Genomic DNA, 16687 nt, shown 5'->3' on the forward strand with positions numbered 1-16687 from the left:
TGACATGCATCGCGTGTTGTGGGTGTTGAGAGAAAAAAAGTCACAGATTATCTGTGACTTTTTTGTTTCTGACGAATCGATCGAGCTTAACTTAGCCATAAATCATCTTTAAACGACCTCTATGCCATCTAAGTGACTCTTACTTTGCTGTCTTGCCGTGCTAAAGAAAGCTTGCAGGTAACGTTTATCTTTCTCAGAGTTTCTTACCGCTGCGAATAGTCTTCTTGATAGTCCTTTGCCTAATGGCTTGCTGGCAATCAGCCCTTGTCTTGAGAATTCACTGATCGCCCAGTTTGGTAGAGCCGCTACTCCCAAACCTGCTGATACCATTTGAACTAGCATTAACGTGTTGTCCGCTTGTTTCCACTTTTTAGGTTCTACACCCGCAGGCTGTAAAAAGTGCTTCACGACATCTAAACGCTGTTTTTGAACAGGGTAGGTGAGCATGGTGAGATCGCTAAGATCTTGCGGTTCAATGCTCGCTTTTTCTGCCAAAGGTGAGTTGATTGCGGTGATCAAACGCATCTCAAAATCAAAGAGTGGTTCGTAGTGAACCTCAGAGCGAGGCTGTATATCAGAGGTGATCACCAAATCTAGCTCGCCTGCCATTAGCGCGGGTAGCGGCTCAAACCCAAAGCCTGACGAGAAATCTAGCGTTACGCTTGGCCAAGCCACTTGATATTCCTTCAAAGCAGGCATTAACCATTGGAAGCATGAGTGACATTCAATCGCCATGTGCAAACGACCATTCACATCCTCTTTCAGGCTCGCGAGTTCGTTCTCCGCTTTAGCTATTCTTGGCTGTATCTCATCGGCAAGCCTAAGCAAAATCTCACCTTCAGAGGTGAACTTAACTGGTCTAGTTTTACGTAGGAAAAGCTGACCACCGATACGCGCCTCAAGGTCTTTCAGTTGGTGAGAAAGCGCCGACTGAGTCAAGTGAAGAGAAGTTGCCGTCGCTGTTAGCGAGCCGCTGTCTCTTAAGGTAGTCAATGTTCGAAGGTGTTTAAGCTCTATCATGAGTTTTCCTCATATTCCCTAAGCTAATTCAATATTTCTTAATAATCACCCTACGGGGTTTTCTTCCATTTGTAAACGTCTAGATGTCCAGATGGATTTAATTTTTTCAGCTTTAGATTATTCAAGATGAATATTTTTAATAAACAAGATGAATATTTGGACGTTGTTCATCGTTCAGATTAGGGAGATAGTTTAGCCATCCAGACGCCTTATAAAGAACTTAAACCATAAGCTAGGCAGTTTGATCGAACACTAAAAATTATTGAATAAGGAACAGGTTCATGACTACGACAACGCATATTTTAGGCTACCCACGTATCGGCGAAAAACGCGAACTCAAATTCACTTTAGAAAAATACTGGCGCGGTGAGATTAGCCAATCAGATTTAAAGCAACTCGGTAGCGAACTAAGAAATCGTAACTGGAATGTACAAGCTGACGCGAATCTTAGCTTTGCAACTGCGGGTGACTTCGCATGGTACGACCATGTATTAACAACGACTTTACTTCTAGGCCACGTACCAAAGCGCCATACTGGTGGTTCTGAAGATGAAAAATCCTTCCCAGATTTAGATACTTTGTTCCGTGTGGGGCGTGGTCAATCTCAGGTTCAGTCGACTTGTTGCGGTGGTACGCATACGTCTAGTGACGGCACTAAAGATAGCTCTGCGGCTTCTGATATGACTAAGTGGTTCAACACCAACTACCATTACATTGTGCCTGAGTTCAGCAAAGACGATTCCTTTGAAGTGAGCTGGCCACAACTGTTTGACGAAGTGAGTGAAGCGATAAAATCCGGGCATAAGGTGAAGCCAGTTTTGTTAGGCCCGTTATCTTATTTATATCTTGGTAAAGAAGTGGAGGAGGGTTTTGATCGTTTATCTCTTCTTCCGCGCCTTCTTACCGCTTACCAAGCAATTTTGGCAAAACTCGCTAAGTTGGGGGTTGAGTGGGTTCAAATCGATGAACCAATTCTTTCGCTTGAGCTTGAGAGTCAATGGGCAGATTCATTCAAGTTGGCGTATCAAGTGATTCAAGGTGATGTAAAACTGCTGCTCACTACTTATTTTGATTCGGTGACTGATACCTTAGATAAGATAGTAGAGCTACCAGTTAATGGCCTACATATCGACTTAGCAGCAGCACCACAGCAACTTGATGAAGTAGTGGGTAAGTTACCTGAACACTGGGTACTTTCAGCAGGGGTGATTAATGGACGAAACGTTTGGCGAGCTGATTTAGCCGCTCAACTAGAGTTACTACAACCAGTGAAAGAGAAGCTAGGAGACAAACTTTGGGTAGCAAGTTCATGTTCACTTTTGCATAGTCCAGTCGACCTTGAGTTAGAAGATTCACTCAGCGATGAAGTGAAGAGTTGGTTTGCTTTCGCGAAACAGAAAGTGACCGAGGTGAGTATATTGGGTGCTGCACTAGACGGTAACCACAATGCTATCTTGGCGTGTGAAACCTACAGCCAGCCGATTGTTGCACGCAAGAGCGCGACTCATGTGAATAAGCCGCAAGTTCAAGCTCGTATTAACACGATAACTAAAGCGCTAGCAGAGCGCACTGCTCCATACGCAGAACGTGCCGCGCACCAGTCTGAGGTGTTAGGCTTACCGCTGTTACCAACCACAACCATTGGTTCATTCCCACAGACAGGCGAGATCCGTGTTCAACGTAGCGCTTACCGCACTGGCAAACTGAGTGAAGCGGAATATAACACTGCATTGAAAGGCCATATTGCGGATGCCGTTAAACGTCAAGAAGCACTGGATTTGGATGTACTGGTTCATGGTGAAGCTGAACGTAATGATATGGTGGAGTACTTTGCTGAAAATCTAGCAGGCTTCCAAACTACCAAATTTGGTTGGGTACAAAGTTATGGCTCTCGTTGCGTGAAACCTGCGATTGTGGTTGCGGATATCGAGCGTGAAAAACCAATGACGGTGGAATGGTCGACCTATGCTCAATCTCTGACTTCAAAGCAGATGAAAGGCATGCTAACTGGGCCTGTTACTATCTTGTGTTGGACATTCCCACGTGAAGATATTTCACGCAAAGAGATAACCAATCAACTGGCGTTTGCGTTGCGAGATGAGGTGTCTGATTTGCAAGACGCAGGTATCAACATTATTCAAATTGATGAGCCTGCCATTCGTGAAGGTTTGCCATTGAAAAAGCGTGACCATGCAGAATACTTAGAGTGGGCAGTGGATGCCTTTAAGATTTCAGCTGCGAGTGCTAAACCAGAAACTCAGATTCACACCCACATGTGTTACAGCGAGTTCAACGAGATCATTGATTCAGTCGCTGCGCTAGACGCCGATGTGATTACCATAGAGACTTCTCGTTCGAACATGGAACTGCTGAAAGCGTTTGAAGAGTTCAACTACCCGAATGCGATTGGGCCTGGCGTTTATGACATTCACTCGCCAAACATTCCTTCAGAGGAGTGGATTGTGGATTTACTTAAGAAAGCGGCAGAAAGAATCCCAGCAGAACGTTTGTGGGCGAACCCAGATTGTGGATTAAAGACTCGTAACTGGGCAGAAACAGAAGCCGCACTGACAAACCTTGTGTCGGCAACTAAAGCACTGCGTAAAGAGTGGGGATCAGCCGAGGCATAATTCAGTCTAGGATTTTGATTGACCTGCTAATCCACGATGAACCACAACAAAGGCCTCGCATCTGCAAGGCCTTTCTTGTTTGTTACTAGCTTAACGTTAGAAATCAAATCTAGTTAATGCTCTGACATGTCTCTTTGCTGATTAGCTTTTCAACCATCAGTTGTCCGCGAGTGTTGCGAACCTTAATGTTGTAAGCCAAGCCCATGTCAAGGTTTGCTCTAACTTCAGAGTTGGTGCAGTAGCTGTTAACACTCATATCTACGACTTGGTTTAAAGGCTTAGCACCTTTAGCGTCTTGGTTGTAGATCATCATGATCTCGATAACGGTGTTTTTTGCCAGTACACGCATGACTGACAGTGGGCCATACTCAATCGGCAGGCCGGCAGATAAAACGCCAGCACGGTGTTGCGCCATCATTTCAAGCTGTCTTTGTTGGTCTTGCTCACTTGAAGCACAGCCTGCGAGCAGAGCTAAAGCCAGAGAGCCAATAATCCATTTTTTCACGTTAAAATACTTTCTTGAATGGTTTTACAATGACATTTTGGTAGACACCTGCCTCAATGTACGGATCTGCGTCTGCCCATACCTGTGCGTCCTCTAAAGAATTAAACTCAGCAATTACAGTAGAGCCTGTGAAGCCAGCTTCACCAGGGTTATCTGAGTCAATGGCTGGCATTGGGCCTGCTGTTAACAGTCGGCCTTCATCGTGAAGTGTTTGTAGGCGTTCTAGATGTTGTGGGCGAACACTTAGGCGCTTTTCTAATGAATTTTCGACGTCTTGAGAAAAAATCACGTACCACATATTGAGATATCCTTATTTTACTTCACTAAATTGGGGCGTTTAAATTCGCTATCTTGCTAATTTACGCGAACTAATTGGTATTGGAAGAGCTAATGATAAGAAATTGTGAAATGGTGCGAGAGAGAAGTATGGTCTTTAGCGATTTCATTCGTTGAAACTAAAGACCGTCTACATTAGCAGCTTGGTGAAAAGTACTACTTATTGATCGGGCGAGGCTTACCACCCTCATCGACAGCAACGTAGTTGAACGTTGCTCCACAAACCTTATATCGGTCGCCGATGCCGTGATCAAGTACAGGCTTAACCCACACTTCTAGGTCGATATTCATCGAGCTACGGCCAATCTTGGTGCAGTCACCATAAACACACACAACATCACCCACTGAAACCGGCTGTTTGAACTCAATACTCGATACTGAAACAGTGACAATCTTGCCGTTAGAGATCTCCTTCGCCAGTATGCCGCCAGCAAGGTCAAGCTGAGACATTATCCAACCACCGAAAATCTGGCCTGCTGCATTGGTATCAGAAGGCATCGCCAATGTGCGAAGAAGTAAAGAACCAATCGGGTTCAAAGTTGATTGAATAGTCATTGTTGTACTCTTAATGGTATTGATTGTTTTAAATTTAAATAGATGTGTTTGCCGCGCTCGCGGTGGTCGTATTTTTAACGTATTCACCGAACACAAACAATCAGTGGCCAATGATCACGAGTATCATTGGCCACTGTTAAATAGCATATTGATAATAATTGTATCAAAAAGGGGATGAGGACTCATCCCTTAGGGTTACTTCTCGTCGGTATTTTTATCCGTTAACTCTTTCTGCTGGTCTTTTGGTAGATGCTTATAGATATAAACACCAGTGAGCAAGGTGAAGAGCAAGGTCGCGATGAGTAGACCAAACACTTTGAAGTTGACCCAAACATCCAACGGTAGGCTGAAAGCAACGTAAACGTTGAGAACGGCACATAGGGTAAAGAACAGCGTCCATGCCCAGTTGATCTTGCCCCATACCGAATCAGGCAGTGTGATCTCTTTGCCTAACATACCTTTAATCGCTGATTTGCCCATGATGTGACTGACCGTCAGGCCAATCGCAAACAGTGCGTAAACGATGGTGACTTTCCATTTAATGAAGTTGTCGTCGTGCAAGAAGATGGTCATGCCACCAAATACGGCAACCATTAGAAAGGTGATGACCTGCATTTTTTCGACTTTCTTGTAGATGAAATAAGTCAAAATAATTTGAACTGCAGAGGCAACGATCAAAGCGCCGGTCGCGGTATAGATGTCGTACATCTTATAAAGCGCAAAGAAAATAATGAGAGGAATGAAATCAAGAATTTGTTTCATGAGACACTGACTATCCAGTTAGTTGAGTTGCTGACAGTCTAACGAAAACTGTCTCGATGCTAAATAGCTCGAGACAATTGGGTGCCAATTAATTCAATCTAACCACTCATCGTGTTTAAAGAGTTGAAGCAGGTTATCGCATTGACGAGGTTTGATAGCGAGGTATCAGCTTTTTGATATCTTCAAGGTAACCTTCGCTCTTTAAGCTGTCTAAGGTGTTTTCGAGCTCTTGCTCACTCATGGCAAAACATGTCGATTTACCGGTCGTTAAGTCGAGATACTCGTGATATTCACGCTCTGTGAAGTGGCCAATTCTGTCCATTAATAGGGTTTTAATTCCATGGTGAATCAAGCCGTAATACGTGTGTCTTTGTAAGGTCATAGCCTATCCTCCGTGACAAGCTGCAGTGAAACTGGTGCAACCTGCTGTATATTGGTTGGGTTATCTATGACAAAGCAACTCGAATGCCATTTTCTCCAACGGAACAGAATAAATTCCCGGCTAAATAGAATTGAACTTCTTTTCAAATAGTTAAAGGAAGGTACGTTCTATTCTCTGACAATCAATACGAAACAGACATCAAATAGTTTCATTTTGAGAACGGAAAAATTCTCATTATGACGCTCTCCTGCCGCTTATAAAGAGGCCTACCAACAATGATTGCCGCTAATCGACGAGCCAATCAACAAGCGTAGATAAGGATGTATTTTGTCGATTCTTGGGTTGCAGCAAGAAGTAACCATTTCCAGAGAAAACACTGCCTTCACTCACTTTTACCAATCTACCTAAATCAATATCTTGCTTGGCCAGTGTGATGTCGCCTATGGCAATGCCAAACCCTTGAATGGCGGCGTTCATAGCTTGATCGAGTGTCGCAAATTGTTGGTTGTTCTTGCTTGAAAGGTCGTGGCTGCCTATGTGCTCTAACCAAAGTCGCCAATCACTTTGCTCATTGTTGGCGTGTAGCCAAGTGTATTGGGCAAGCTTGTGTGGCTTGATGATGGTCGATGCGTCGTCGACAAGATGGCTCTGTGTAATGCTTTGTGCTTGGCAAACGGGCGCTAGCTGCTCGTTAAACAATAATTGGCTGATAATCGATTGTTGGTTTGGCTTCTTACCATAGGTAATTACGGCGTCAAACGGATCAAAGCTTGGTTCGAAGACGTGCTTGATGGTCGACGTCAGTTCGACATCAATTTCAGGATAGGCTTGCTGAAAAGACATCAACTTAGGTAGTAGCCAAGAGGTAATACAGCTCGGTGCGTTGAGTTTGATCTTAGACGGAGAGCTAGCCACTTGATTTAGAGCCGATTGCAGCTGATGAATCGTTCCTTGTATCAGGGGAACCAGTTCTTCTCCTTTCGGCGTTAAAGACAATCCGCGAGCATGGCGATAGAAGAGATCACAGCCAAGGCTTTCTTCAAACGACAATACCTGACGACTCACTGCACCTTGCGTAACATTGAGCTCATGTGCCGCGCGTGTAAAGTTGAGGTGCCTTGCCGTAGACAAAAACGCGAGCAAGGTTTTGGTTGAAGGAAGTGTGCGATTCATATCTTTACCTATGACTTTTTATCATGGCTATTATGTGATTATTTCGATTCATTTATCAATAGTGTTCTGTTTGAATGTAAATGCTTAATCATCATTTGTGATTCAATATGTGTATAAGTCACATTTTTTGAATATGAAGGCAATGATGAAGACATTGTGATTTTGTGAAAGGGATAGCTTCTTGACATCTTTTATTGATAGCTTAGTGCCTCAGGCTGTAAAAAAATTAATACCTTATCAATCGGCAAGAAGAATTGGTGGTGATGGACGTGTCTGGCTAAACGCCAATGAATTGGAAAGCTCGCTGTTTCAAGGAGAAGCAAGTCACAACCGATACCCAGACTTCTTACCACAAGATATTGCTAAGGCTTATCAAGATTACTGTAGTACCGATGCCGCGACTGTGGCTGTTCGTGGTGCAGATGAAGCGATTGATTTGCTGATCAGAACATTCTGTAAACCGGCGTGCGACAACATACTTATCTGCTCTCCAACGTATGCGATGTATGAGTTTTGCGCTGATGCATTGGCGATTAATACCTTGGACTCTCCATTGCAGGAAGACTTTAGCCTGAACGTCGCTGATATTGTGAATAAGGCAGAACTGGCGAATATCGTGTTTCTTTGCTCACCAAACAATCCAACGGGCAATGTGATTCCTAAATCGGATTTGATTCAGGTATTGGAAGGCACGATTGGGAAGTCGCTAGTGGTCGTCGATGAAGCGTATATCGAATTTGAACCACAAACGTCAGCCGTTAGTCTTATTGAACGCTATCCACATTTGGTTGTGATTCGCACCTTGTCTAAGGCATTTGGACTGGCTGCGGTTCGTTGTGGTTTTATCTTAGCGAGTCAAAATGTGATGCAGTATGTCGCGAAGCTGATTCCACCGTATCCGATGCCAGATTGCTCATCTCAAATCGTGCTAGACGCTTTGTCCGATGAACGAGTCTCAGTGATGCAAGACGCGACGCAAAAGCTGGTTGAACTACGTAACTGGTTTGCTTGTGAGCTAACGCGGTTTGATTTCATCGAGTCTGTTTACCCTTCATCGACAAACTTCATTTTGCTGCGTCAAAAAGCAGGGCACCAAGTGTTCAGTGTCTTGGCGAAGGACGGCATTGTGACAAGGAACCAAAACCATGAACCGGCTTTGCGTAACTGTGTTCGAATCAGTATTGGTAGCCAAGAGAGCATGCTAGAAGTGATAACGTCACTAACACGTTACCAAACCGAATTAGAACAGAGTCAACAAGGCAAACAAATTCAACAAGCTCAACATAAAGAAATTCAATCTCAACTCGATAAAGATCATATCTAGGATGGCAATGATGAAAAAGATAATACTAGGACTCGCTTGTGCGGCCGCTTTACTTGGTACAACGGTACAGGCGAAAGAAATCCGTTTAGCGTCGGACTTTACGTATCCGCCATTCAACTATAAAAACAGCGACGGTGTGCCTGTCGGGTTTGATATTGAGATAGCTGATGCTTTGTGTGAGCAAGCTAAACTCGATTGTACTTGGGTTTCACAAAGCTGGGATTCGCTAATTCCAAGTTTGTTGGCAAGAAAGTCGGATGTGATCATGGCTTCGATGCGCATTACCGAAGAGCGTAAGCGTAAAATCTTATTTACTGACAAGTACTACCAAACACCAGCCGTATTTGTTGCTGCTAAAAGCGCAGAATTCAGCGTTGATGAGGCAGGCTTAGCGGGTAAAACCATCGGTGTTCAGCAAGGTACGATTCACGATCGCTACGTAACCGACAAGTTTGGTAGTGTTGCCAACATTAAGCGTTACACAGGGCAAGATGAAGTGTATCTGGATCTGCAAAACGGTCGCTTAGATCTAACCTTCGGCAACTCAGATCAACTGTCATTGGCTTTCTTAGATAAGAAAGAAGGCGAGGGTTTTGAGTTCAAAGGCAAAGCCGTTACCGACAAAGCCTACATCGGTGAGGGTACGGCGTTAGCATTAAGAAAGCAGGATTCAAAATTGGCGAAACAATTCAATGCTGCGATTGAAGAGATCAGAGCAAACGGTACTTACGACAAGATCGCCGCTAAGTACTTCACGTTTGATATCTATGGCGCTGATTTGTAATTCGTTTAACGCCTAAAAATTAGAACACCAAAAACAAAAATCCGAGGGCTGTAAGGCTCTCGGATTTTTGTTACAAACAATTCATCCTCTCAAGCTTCTCTCTATTGCTTTTATCTATTCTTGTTACCTAAATCCAACCGAAAACCTTGCCTTCATCACCTCACAAAGCACTGTTCACGACTCGCGTTTTCGAGCGAGGAGACCTTCTTTGTCGTGCTCCATAACTGAATTTAATGTCTTAAAATAACATAAATAGATCGATACTCTTTTACTAAGAGATTGTTCTTAAAGCAGTTGAAAGTAATCGAAATTACAAAAAAATCCAAAGTAGAACTGATTAATGGTCTAATTAGTCCCAAATATGATTGGTATCACAATCAATTAGGTTCTCAGGCCAATAGATAAACCTTAGTTCACAAAATATACATATAGTATTGTAATACAAGATTCATAGGGTAAGAATATTGTAATGAAACGTTACTGCTATGAGCGATGTGCAATTGAACGTTAGATTTCAAACTTAGCTATAGCGTTGCATATAAAAACTGTACCTCTTACAAAATGGATTCTGGAGAAGAACATGAAAAAACACCTACTGACGATTGCAGCGGCTTCAATTCTTATGGCATTTGGCGCTCAAGCAAAAACTTTGACGTTAGGGCATGCAATGTCATTAGAAAGCGCAGCTCACCAAGGCATGGTGATCATGGCTGATAAAGTTAAAGAAAAATCGAATGGTGAACTTACGATTAAGATCTTTCCAAACGGTCAATTAGGCTCTGAACGTGACCAAGCGGAGCAAGTTGTTACTGGCGCGATTGATATGGCCAAAATCAATGGTGGGTTAGCCGAATCTTTTGAACCAACGTTTAAGGTTAATGCACTGCCTTTCTTATTCCGTGACGTTCCACATATGAGAACCTTCATGCGAAGTGAAGCTGCACAAGAGATGCTGCTTTCAAGCGAAGGTAAAGGTTTCATCGGTCTTACATTCTATGATTCAGGCACACGTAGCTTCTACGCTAAGAAAGCCATCAACTCACCAGCAGATCTAGCTGGCATGAAAGTTCGAGTTCCTGGTTCTCCAACCATGATGGAAATGGTTAACTTACTTGGTGGTAAAGCAACACCTGTACCTTTCAATGAGGTATACACGGCTCTGCAACAAGGTGTAATTGATGGTGCTGAGAATAATATTTCTAGCTTAGTTGAAATGAAACACAGTGAAGTTGCCAAATTTTACTCTATGGACCAGCACATGATGACACCTGACGTGATCATCATTTCAGAATACAAATGGGGTTCATTAACGGCAGAAGAGCAAAAGATCTTAAAAGAAGCTGCTGCTGAGTCTCTTGAAGAGCAGATCAAAATCTGGGATGCAACAGATGACATGAACAAAGAGAAAGGAATGAAAGAAGGTGTCACGTTTGTTGAAGTTGATAAAGCCCCTTTCCGTGCAGCTGTTAAACCTATGATTGATGAGGCGAAAAAAGATCCAAAACTAGCTCCATTCATTGAAAAAATTGAAGCTCTTTAATCAGTCTTAGTGAAAATATAATTTTGCCTTGGCTTTGCTAAGGCAAAATTTTTTGAGGTATCACACCATGTTAGCAACTTTCAGAAACCTACTTGATAGGCTGATTCTTTTTGTCTCTTCTTTTGCACTAATGTTACTTGTCGTTACTGTCACTTGGCAGGTCTTTAGTCGCTATGTTTTGAATGATCCAAGTAACTGGACTGATGAACTTGCTCGTTATGCGATGGTATGGCTTGGCTTATTAGGAGCAAGCTACTTATTCGGTATCAAAGGACACTTAGCAATAACGTTATTGGATGGTTATCTTAAGGGTAAAGCACATATCGCATTACATGTGCTCATCAATTTCATTTCTGGCGCATTTGTATTTCTAGCAATGCTTCAAGGTGGCATCGCCTTAATGGGAAGAACCACACAACAACTCTCTCCAGCACTACAATTACCGATGTCGACGGTGTATTCAATCTTGCCGATTTCAGCCGTTATTATCCTCATCTATTTGGTCATGAATACGTTTGATCTTTTTTGTGAACCCAACAAAAAATAAGTTTTAAAAGGACTCTATATTATGGATTTGTCCATTGGTGTTTGGCTGCTAGGCCTATTCTTATTCATGATCGCGATAAGCATGCCGATTGCGATTGCAATTGCCATGTCATCTTTAACCATCATGTATTTCATCTTACCGTTTGAAGTCGCCAGTATTACTGCGGGTCAAAAAATCATTACCGGTATTGATAGTTTCAGTTTATTAGCCATCCCTTTCTTTATCCTCGCGGGGAATATAATGAATGTAGGTGGCATCGCGAGTCGACTCATCAACCTTGCAAAGCTCTTGGTTGGTTGGATCCCGGGCTCACTTTTTCACGTGAACATCTTCGCCAATATGATGTTTGGCGCCGTTTCAGGATCAGCCGTTGCAGCAGCAGCTGCGGTTGGTAAAACCTTAGGCCCAGAATTAGAAAAAGATGGTTATGATAAAAACTTAGCAACAGCAGTAAACGTTGCATCTTGCCCGGCAGGCTTATTAATACCGCCGAGTAATTCACTGATCGTATTTTCAGTGGTATCGGGTGGAACATCCGTTGCGGCGTTGTTTATCGCAGGGTATGTCCCAGGTATTCTAATGGGCTTAAGTTGTATGGTCGTCGCCTATTTCATCGCTAAAAAGAAGGGCTACAAAACAAGTGCGAATGACGGCTTCACAACGAAAGATGTGCTGAATATTGTTTGGCAAGCAACACCAAGCTTAGGGCTTATTGTTGTTGTTATTGGCGGTATTATTGGTGGTATATTCACTGCAACAGAAGGGGCATGTATAGCGGTTCTATACTCTTTTATACTGTCACTCTGTTACCGAACCCTCAAATGGGCACACTTTCCGATAATTTGTAGAGAAACGGTTCAGGTTACTGGCATTATGCTGTTCTTGATTGGTGCTTCTACCATTATGTCATGGGCAATGGCGTTTACCGGTCTACCAACCATGATCAGTGATTGGATGCTCTCTATTTCAGACAATCCAATTATCATCTTTATTCTGATGAACCTGATTCTACTGATTGTGGGTATGTTTATGGACCTTACGCCAGCCGTATTGATCTTTACCCCTATCTTTATGCCGATTGCTGAGCATTTAGGCATGCATCCAATTCACTTCGCGATGATGATTATCTTCAACTTATGTATTGGCATTGCAACGCCACCCGTTGGTACGGCGCTATTTGTGGGTTGTAGTGTCAGTGGCTCTAAGATTGAAAACGTTATAAGAAGTATCATGCCGTTTTGTGCCGTATTGATCGTCACACTGTTGGCCATTACTTTTATTCCTGAAATTAGTTTGGCTCTGCCTCGTGCGTTTGGACTCATCAATTAGCCTGACAAGGGTGAGATTTACCGAATCAATATCGATCATTACCTAATAAAAAAACCGCCTCATGAAGGCGGTTTTATTTATCAATCAAACTGAAGCTTAATATTACGCTTGCTGTTTTTGTAGCTCAGCTTCTTTCGCTTCGTCTTCGATTAGAGAATCAACGATGACTGCACATGCTGCATCACCAGTGATGTTTAGAGCAGTACGGATCATGTCGAAGATACGGTCTAGAGCGAACAACAGAGGTAGACCTTCAATAGGGATACCAGCTGCTAGAAGAACCGCAACCACTAGGAAAGAAGGACCTGGAACACCTGCTTGACCAACTGCGCCTAGAGTCGACGTTACGATGATAGCAATGTAAGCGCCCATAGACAGGTCGATGTTGAACAGCTGTGCGAAGAAGATAGCAACTAGGCCGTAGTAAATTGCGTTACCAGACATGTTGATCGTCGCACCAAGTGGCAGAACGAATGAAGCCGTAGAGTTACGAACGCCAAGTTCTTTCTCTACCGTTTCCATTGTTACTGGCAGTGTCGCCATTGAAGAGGCTGTTGATAGTGCAACCGCTTGAGGCTTCTTCATTGCCACTAGGAACTTCTTAGCAGAAGTCTTAGTGAAGATTTGAATCATTAGCGGGTAAGCAACAAAGCCGAAGATCAGAATCGCAGCGATGTAGACAACGAACAGTTTGAACACAACCATAAGTGCGCCAAAGCCGAATGTACCCACAGCTTCTGCCATTAGGCCGAATACGCCTAGTGGTGCAATGATCATAACCTTGTTGATCATCCAAACCATAGCGTCAACAATCGCGTTTACGCCATTGATGATAGGGTCACGTTTCTCTTTCGCTTGTTTAGAAATCGCAATACCGAAGAATAAGCAGAAAACTAGAATTTGCAGAATGTTTGCTTCATTCAGTGATTGGAAAACGTTGGTCGGGATCATGCCTGTGATGGTTGCCCAGAACGTAGGAAGTTCACCTTTCGCAGCGTATTCAGAAGAGAACATGCCTTCAACGCCAGAAACATCGATACCACGACCTGGTTCGAATATTTCACCCATTACTAGCGCTAGTGCTACAGCAAGTGCAGACGTTAGTGCAAAGTAACCTAGAGTGGTCACGCCCACTTTACCTGCTGATGAGCTGTTGCCTAGACCAGCAGCACCTGAAATTAGGGCAACCGCGACTAGAGGGATAACCAGCATCTTGATCAAATTGATGAAGATAGCACCCAGTGGAGCGAACATAGTTGCGCTGTCACCCATCATCGCACCGACTAGGGTACCGATGATCATTGCAATAACGACTTGAACGCCGATGTTGCTTAGTAAACTCTTTTCTTTTAACACTTCCATAACCTCTGTGCTACTAAATATAAAAATCCCAGAACTACTCACCAATGTACGATGTACCATTGGATTAATATTTCGCGAGAAGTTTTACACGTATCTTTTACATTTATCAATATGAGCAGAGATGAAAGAACACCAAAAAGCAGTAATCAAATGTCATTTGATGATTTTTCACACTAAAGCAAACGTTTGCCTTTTGGTTTGTCATTATTTTTATAAATGGTGGTGATGTTTTGGTGGGGTATTATAGGTGTGCTACAGGTTTGTATGAGGTGTTGTTTTTATCAGAAATTTAACAATTGAGAGGGTTTGGACGTGTTCTCGGAGAAAAACTCCCACAGCGCAAATTATCGCACTAGTGGGAGCCTATTTATTATTTTTGCGTTGCCGCTTTCATTGGCGTAACAAACTCAGCAAGTGCTTTAAGCATTGCTTCTGGTTGTTCAACGTTGTTTTCAATGATTTTCACAACCGCAGAGCCAGAGATAGCACCAGCAGCGCCAGCTTCGATGGCTTCTTTTACTTGCTCAGGAGCAGAGATACCGAAACCAAGCAGTGCTGGTGGCGCATCAAACTTGTTCAAACGGTCAAGTAGGGCTGTCACAGGCATGTTTGCTTTGGTTTCTGCACCCGTTACGCCAGCACGAGAAAGTAGGTAAGTGTAACCACCACCTAGCTCAGAAACCGATTGAAGCGTCTCATCACTTGCTGTTGGTGGAGCAATAAAGATTGGGTGAATACCAAACTTCTTAGCTGCAGCAACAAACTCGCCACTCTCGTTGGTTGGTACATCAGCAATCAATACTGAATCGATACCTGCATTCGCACAACGCTCGTAGAAGTTCTCGATACCACGTGCGTACACCAAGTTTGCGTACATCAGTAGGCCGATTGGCAGATCTGGGTATTTAGCACGAATTTGACCAATAAGATCAAAACACACATCTGGCGTTACTTTTGAATCTAACGCGCGAATATTTGCGCCTTGGATTGTCGGGCCATCTGCAAGCGGATCGGAGAATGGAATACCAAGCTCAAGTGCATCTGCACCCGCTTCAACCAAAGTTTCCATGATCTTAAGAGACTGCTGAGGGTTAGGATCGCCAACCGTTACGAATGGTACAAATGCGCCCTGATTCTTTTCAGCTAAGCGAGTGAAGAGTGATTGATAGCGATCCATTATAATGCTCCTTTCTCTTTAAGAATGTCGTGTACAGAGAAGATGTCTTTATCACCACGACCAGATAGATTAACCACTAATAGCTGTTCTTTCTCTGGGTCATCGTGAGCCATTTTAACAGCATGAGCCAAAGCATGAGATGACTCTAGCGCTGCGATAATACCTTCGTTACGTGCGATAGCTTGGAAAGCTTCTAGTGCTTCGTCATCGGTTACGTTGTCGTATTCAGCACGGCCAATAGCATTTAGGTGCGCGTGTTGAGGGCCAACTGATGGGAAGTCTAGACCCGCAGATACAGAGTAAGACTCTTCTACTTGACCATTCTCATCTTGCATCAGTGGTGCTTTCATACCGAAGAAGATACCAGTTTTACCGTGTTTAAGCGGCGCGCCGTGTTGGTCGGTATCAATACCTTTACCAGCAGGCTCTACACCGATTAGGCGTACAGACTCTTCTTCAATGAAATCCGCGAACATACCGATAGCGTTTGAACCACCGCCGACACACGCGATAACTGCATCAGGAAGGCGACCTTCACGAGCTAGAATTTGGTTCTTCGTTTCTTCACCAATCATGCGTTGGAAATCACGAACAATCGTTGGGAATGGGTGAGGGCCCGCTGCAGTACCCAATAGGTAGTGCGCGTCTTCATAAGTTGCCGACCAGTCACGTAGCGCTTCGTTACATGCATCTTTTAGCGTTGAAGAGCCAGAATGAACAGGGATAACCTCTGCGCCCATTAGCTTCATACGGAACACGTTCGGGCTTTGACGTTCAACGTCTTTTGCACCCATGTATACACGACACTTAAGACCTAGTAGAGCACACGCTAGAGCCGTTGCCACACCGTGTTGGCCTGCCCCAGTTTCAGCGATGATTTCCTGCTTACCCATACGTTTTGCTAGCAATGCCTGACCAAGAACTTGGTTTGTCTTGTGAGCACCGCCGTGAAGTAGATCTTCACGCTTTAGGTACAGTTTGGTTTTTGTACCTTTTGTTAGGTTGCGTGCTAGCGTTAGCGCCGTTGGACGACCAGCGTACTCTTGAAGAAGCGTCATGAATTCGCTGCGGAACTCAGGATCGGCTTGTGCATCGATAAATGCTTGTTCAAGTTGGTCTAGTGCTGGCACTAGGATCTGCGGTACGTATTGACCACCGTATTCACCAAAGTAGGCATCGAGTTTAGCCATTGTGTTATTCCTTCAATTCTACTGATGTGTATTCACACCAAGTCATTTAATCTTGTTTGAGCTTCGCAAAA

General features: G+C 43.7%; 16 protein-coding genes. 6 read left to right on the forward strand and 10 right to left on the reverse strand.

Features of this window, described 5'->3' with window-relative positions:
• Nucleotides 1-108: 108 nt before the first annotated feature.
• Complete coding sequence (locus tag AB4249_RS06165) at nucleotides 109-1020, reverse strand: LysR substrate-binding domain-containing protein (RefSeq protein ID WP_010437993.1); 912 nt, start codon at nucleotides 1018-1020, stop codon at nucleotides 109-111.
• A gap of 281 nt (nucleotides 1021-1301) precedes the next feature.
• Here AB4249_RS06165 and metE point away from each other — a divergent pair, with 281 nt between their 5' ends.
• The gene (metE, locus tag AB4249_RS06170) at nucleotides 1302-3650 is read left to right on the forward strand and encodes a 5-methyltetrahydropteroyltriglutamate--homocysteine S-methyltransferase (protein WP_372102546.1); all 2349 of its coding nucleotides are present in this window, start codon (nucleotides 1302-1304) and stop codon (nucleotides 3648-3650) included.
• Nucleotides 3651-3759: 109 nt separating this feature from the next.
• Here the strand turns inward: metE and AB4249_RS06175 are convergent, their stop codons facing one another.
• The 6 genes from AB4249_RS06175 to AB4249_RS06200 form a co-directional block, all read right to left on the reverse strand.
• Nucleotides 3760-4155, reverse strand: a complete 396-nt coding sequence (locus tag AB4249_RS06175; protein ID WP_010437997.1) for a GspS/AspS pilotin family protein — start codon at nucleotides 4153-4155, stop codon at nucleotides 3760-3762.
• Nucleotide 4156: 1 nt separating this feature from the next.
• Nucleotides 4157-4453 (reverse strand): YciI family protein, encoded by a 297-nt coding sequence (locus tag AB4249_RS06180; protein ID WP_010437999.1) that lies wholly within the window; start codon nucleotides 4451-4453, stop codon nucleotides 4157-4159.
• Nucleotides 4454-4647: 194 nt separating this feature from the next.
• Nucleotides 4648-5046 carry an acyl-CoA thioester hydrolase YciA gene (gene yciA, locus AB4249_RS06185; protein ID WP_010438001.1) on the reverse strand — a complete coding sequence of 133 codons (399 nt, stop codon included), beginning with the start codon at nucleotides 5044-5046 and terminating at the stop codon, nucleotides 4648-4650.
• A 195-nt stretch (nucleotides 5047-5241) separates the two neighbouring features.
• Nucleotides 5242-5808, reverse strand: a complete 567-nt coding sequence (locus AB4249_RS06190; RefSeq protein ID WP_017061509.1) for a septation protein A — start codon at nucleotides 5806-5808, stop codon at nucleotides 5242-5244.
• 133 nt (nucleotides 5809-5941) lie between these two features.
• Entirely contained in the window at nucleotides 5942-6190 is a 249-nt protein-coding gene (locus AB4249_RS06195; protein WP_017069991.1) for a hypothetical protein, read from the reverse strand.
• 285 nt (nucleotides 6191-6475) lie between these two features.
• Complete coding sequence (locus AB4249_RS06200) at nucleotides 6476-7363, reverse strand: LysR substrate-binding domain-containing protein (protein WP_017063534.1); 888 nt, start codon at nucleotides 7361-7363, stop codon at nucleotides 6476-6478.
• Nucleotides 7364-7544: 181 nt separating this feature from the next.
• Between AB4249_RS06200 and hisC the strand changes: the two genes are divergently transcribed.
• The 5 genes from hisC (at nucleotide 7545) to AB4249_RS06225 (ending at nucleotide 12887) form a co-directional block, all read left to right on the forward strand.
• Nucleotides 7545-8687, forward strand: a complete 1143-nt coding sequence (gene hisC / locus AB4249_RS06205; RefSeq protein ID WP_102427834.1) for a histidinol-phosphate transaminase — start codon at nucleotides 7545-7547, stop codon at nucleotides 8685-8687.
• 10 nt (nucleotides 8688-8697) lie between these two features.
• On the forward strand, nucleotides 8698-9471 hold the full coding sequence (locus AB4249_RS06210; protein WP_029235360.1) for an ABC transporter substrate-binding protein: 774 nt from the start codon (nucleotides 8698-8700) through the stop codon (nucleotides 9469-9471).
• Between the two features lie 580 nt (nucleotides 9472-10051).
• A complete protein-coding gene (locus tag AB4249_RS06215) occupies nucleotides 10052-11011 on the forward strand; it encodes a TRAP transporter substrate-binding protein (RefSeq protein ID WP_017063537.1) in 960 nt (319 codons plus the stop codon).
• 67 nt (nucleotides 11012-11078) lie between these two features.
• Nucleotides 11079-11558 carry a TRAP transporter small permease gene (locus AB4249_RS06220; protein WP_017094468.1) on the forward strand — a complete coding sequence of 160 codons (480 nt, stop codon included), beginning with the start codon at nucleotides 11079-11081 and terminating at the stop codon, nucleotides 11556-11558.
• A gap of 21 nt (nucleotides 11559-11579) precedes the next feature.
• On the forward strand, nucleotides 11580-12887 hold the full coding sequence (locus tag AB4249_RS06225) for a TRAP transporter large permease (protein ID WP_010438025.1): 1308 nt from the start codon (nucleotides 11580-11582) through the stop codon (nucleotides 12885-12887).
• A gap of 102 nt (nucleotides 12888-12989) precedes the next feature.
• Here the strand turns inward: AB4249_RS06225 and AB4249_RS06230 are convergent, their stop codons facing one another.
• The 3 genes from AB4249_RS06230 to trpB form a co-directional block, all read right to left on the reverse strand.
• Nucleotides 12990-14309, reverse strand: coding sequence for a dicarboxylate/amino acid:cation symporter (locus AB4249_RS06230; protein WP_346393668.1), 1320 nt, complete (start codon nucleotides 14307-14309; stop codon nucleotides 12990-12992).
• 310 nt (nucleotides 14310-14619) lie between these two features.
• Nucleotides 14620-15426, reverse strand: a complete 807-nt coding sequence (trpA, locus tag AB4249_RS06235; protein ID WP_017070760.1) for a tryptophan synthase subunit alpha — start codon at nucleotides 15424-15426, stop codon at nucleotides 14620-14622.
• Nucleotides 15426-16616 carry a tryptophan synthase subunit beta gene (gene trpB / locus AB4249_RS06240; protein ID WP_102429051.1) on the reverse strand — a complete coding sequence of 397 codons (1191 nt, stop codon included), beginning with the start codon at nucleotides 16614-16616 and terminating at the stop codon, nucleotides 15426-15428. The genes trpA and trpB overlap by 1 nt, the downstream gene beginning before the upstream one ends.
• Between the last annotated feature and the right edge of the window lie 71 nt (nucleotides 16617-16687).

The organism is Vibrio sp. 10N.261.55.F4 (assembly GCF_041470465.1).
GTDB classification, from domain to species: domain Bacteria; phylum Pseudomonadota; class Gammaproteobacteria; order Enterobacterales; family Vibrionaceae; genus Vibrio; species Vibrio crassostreae_C.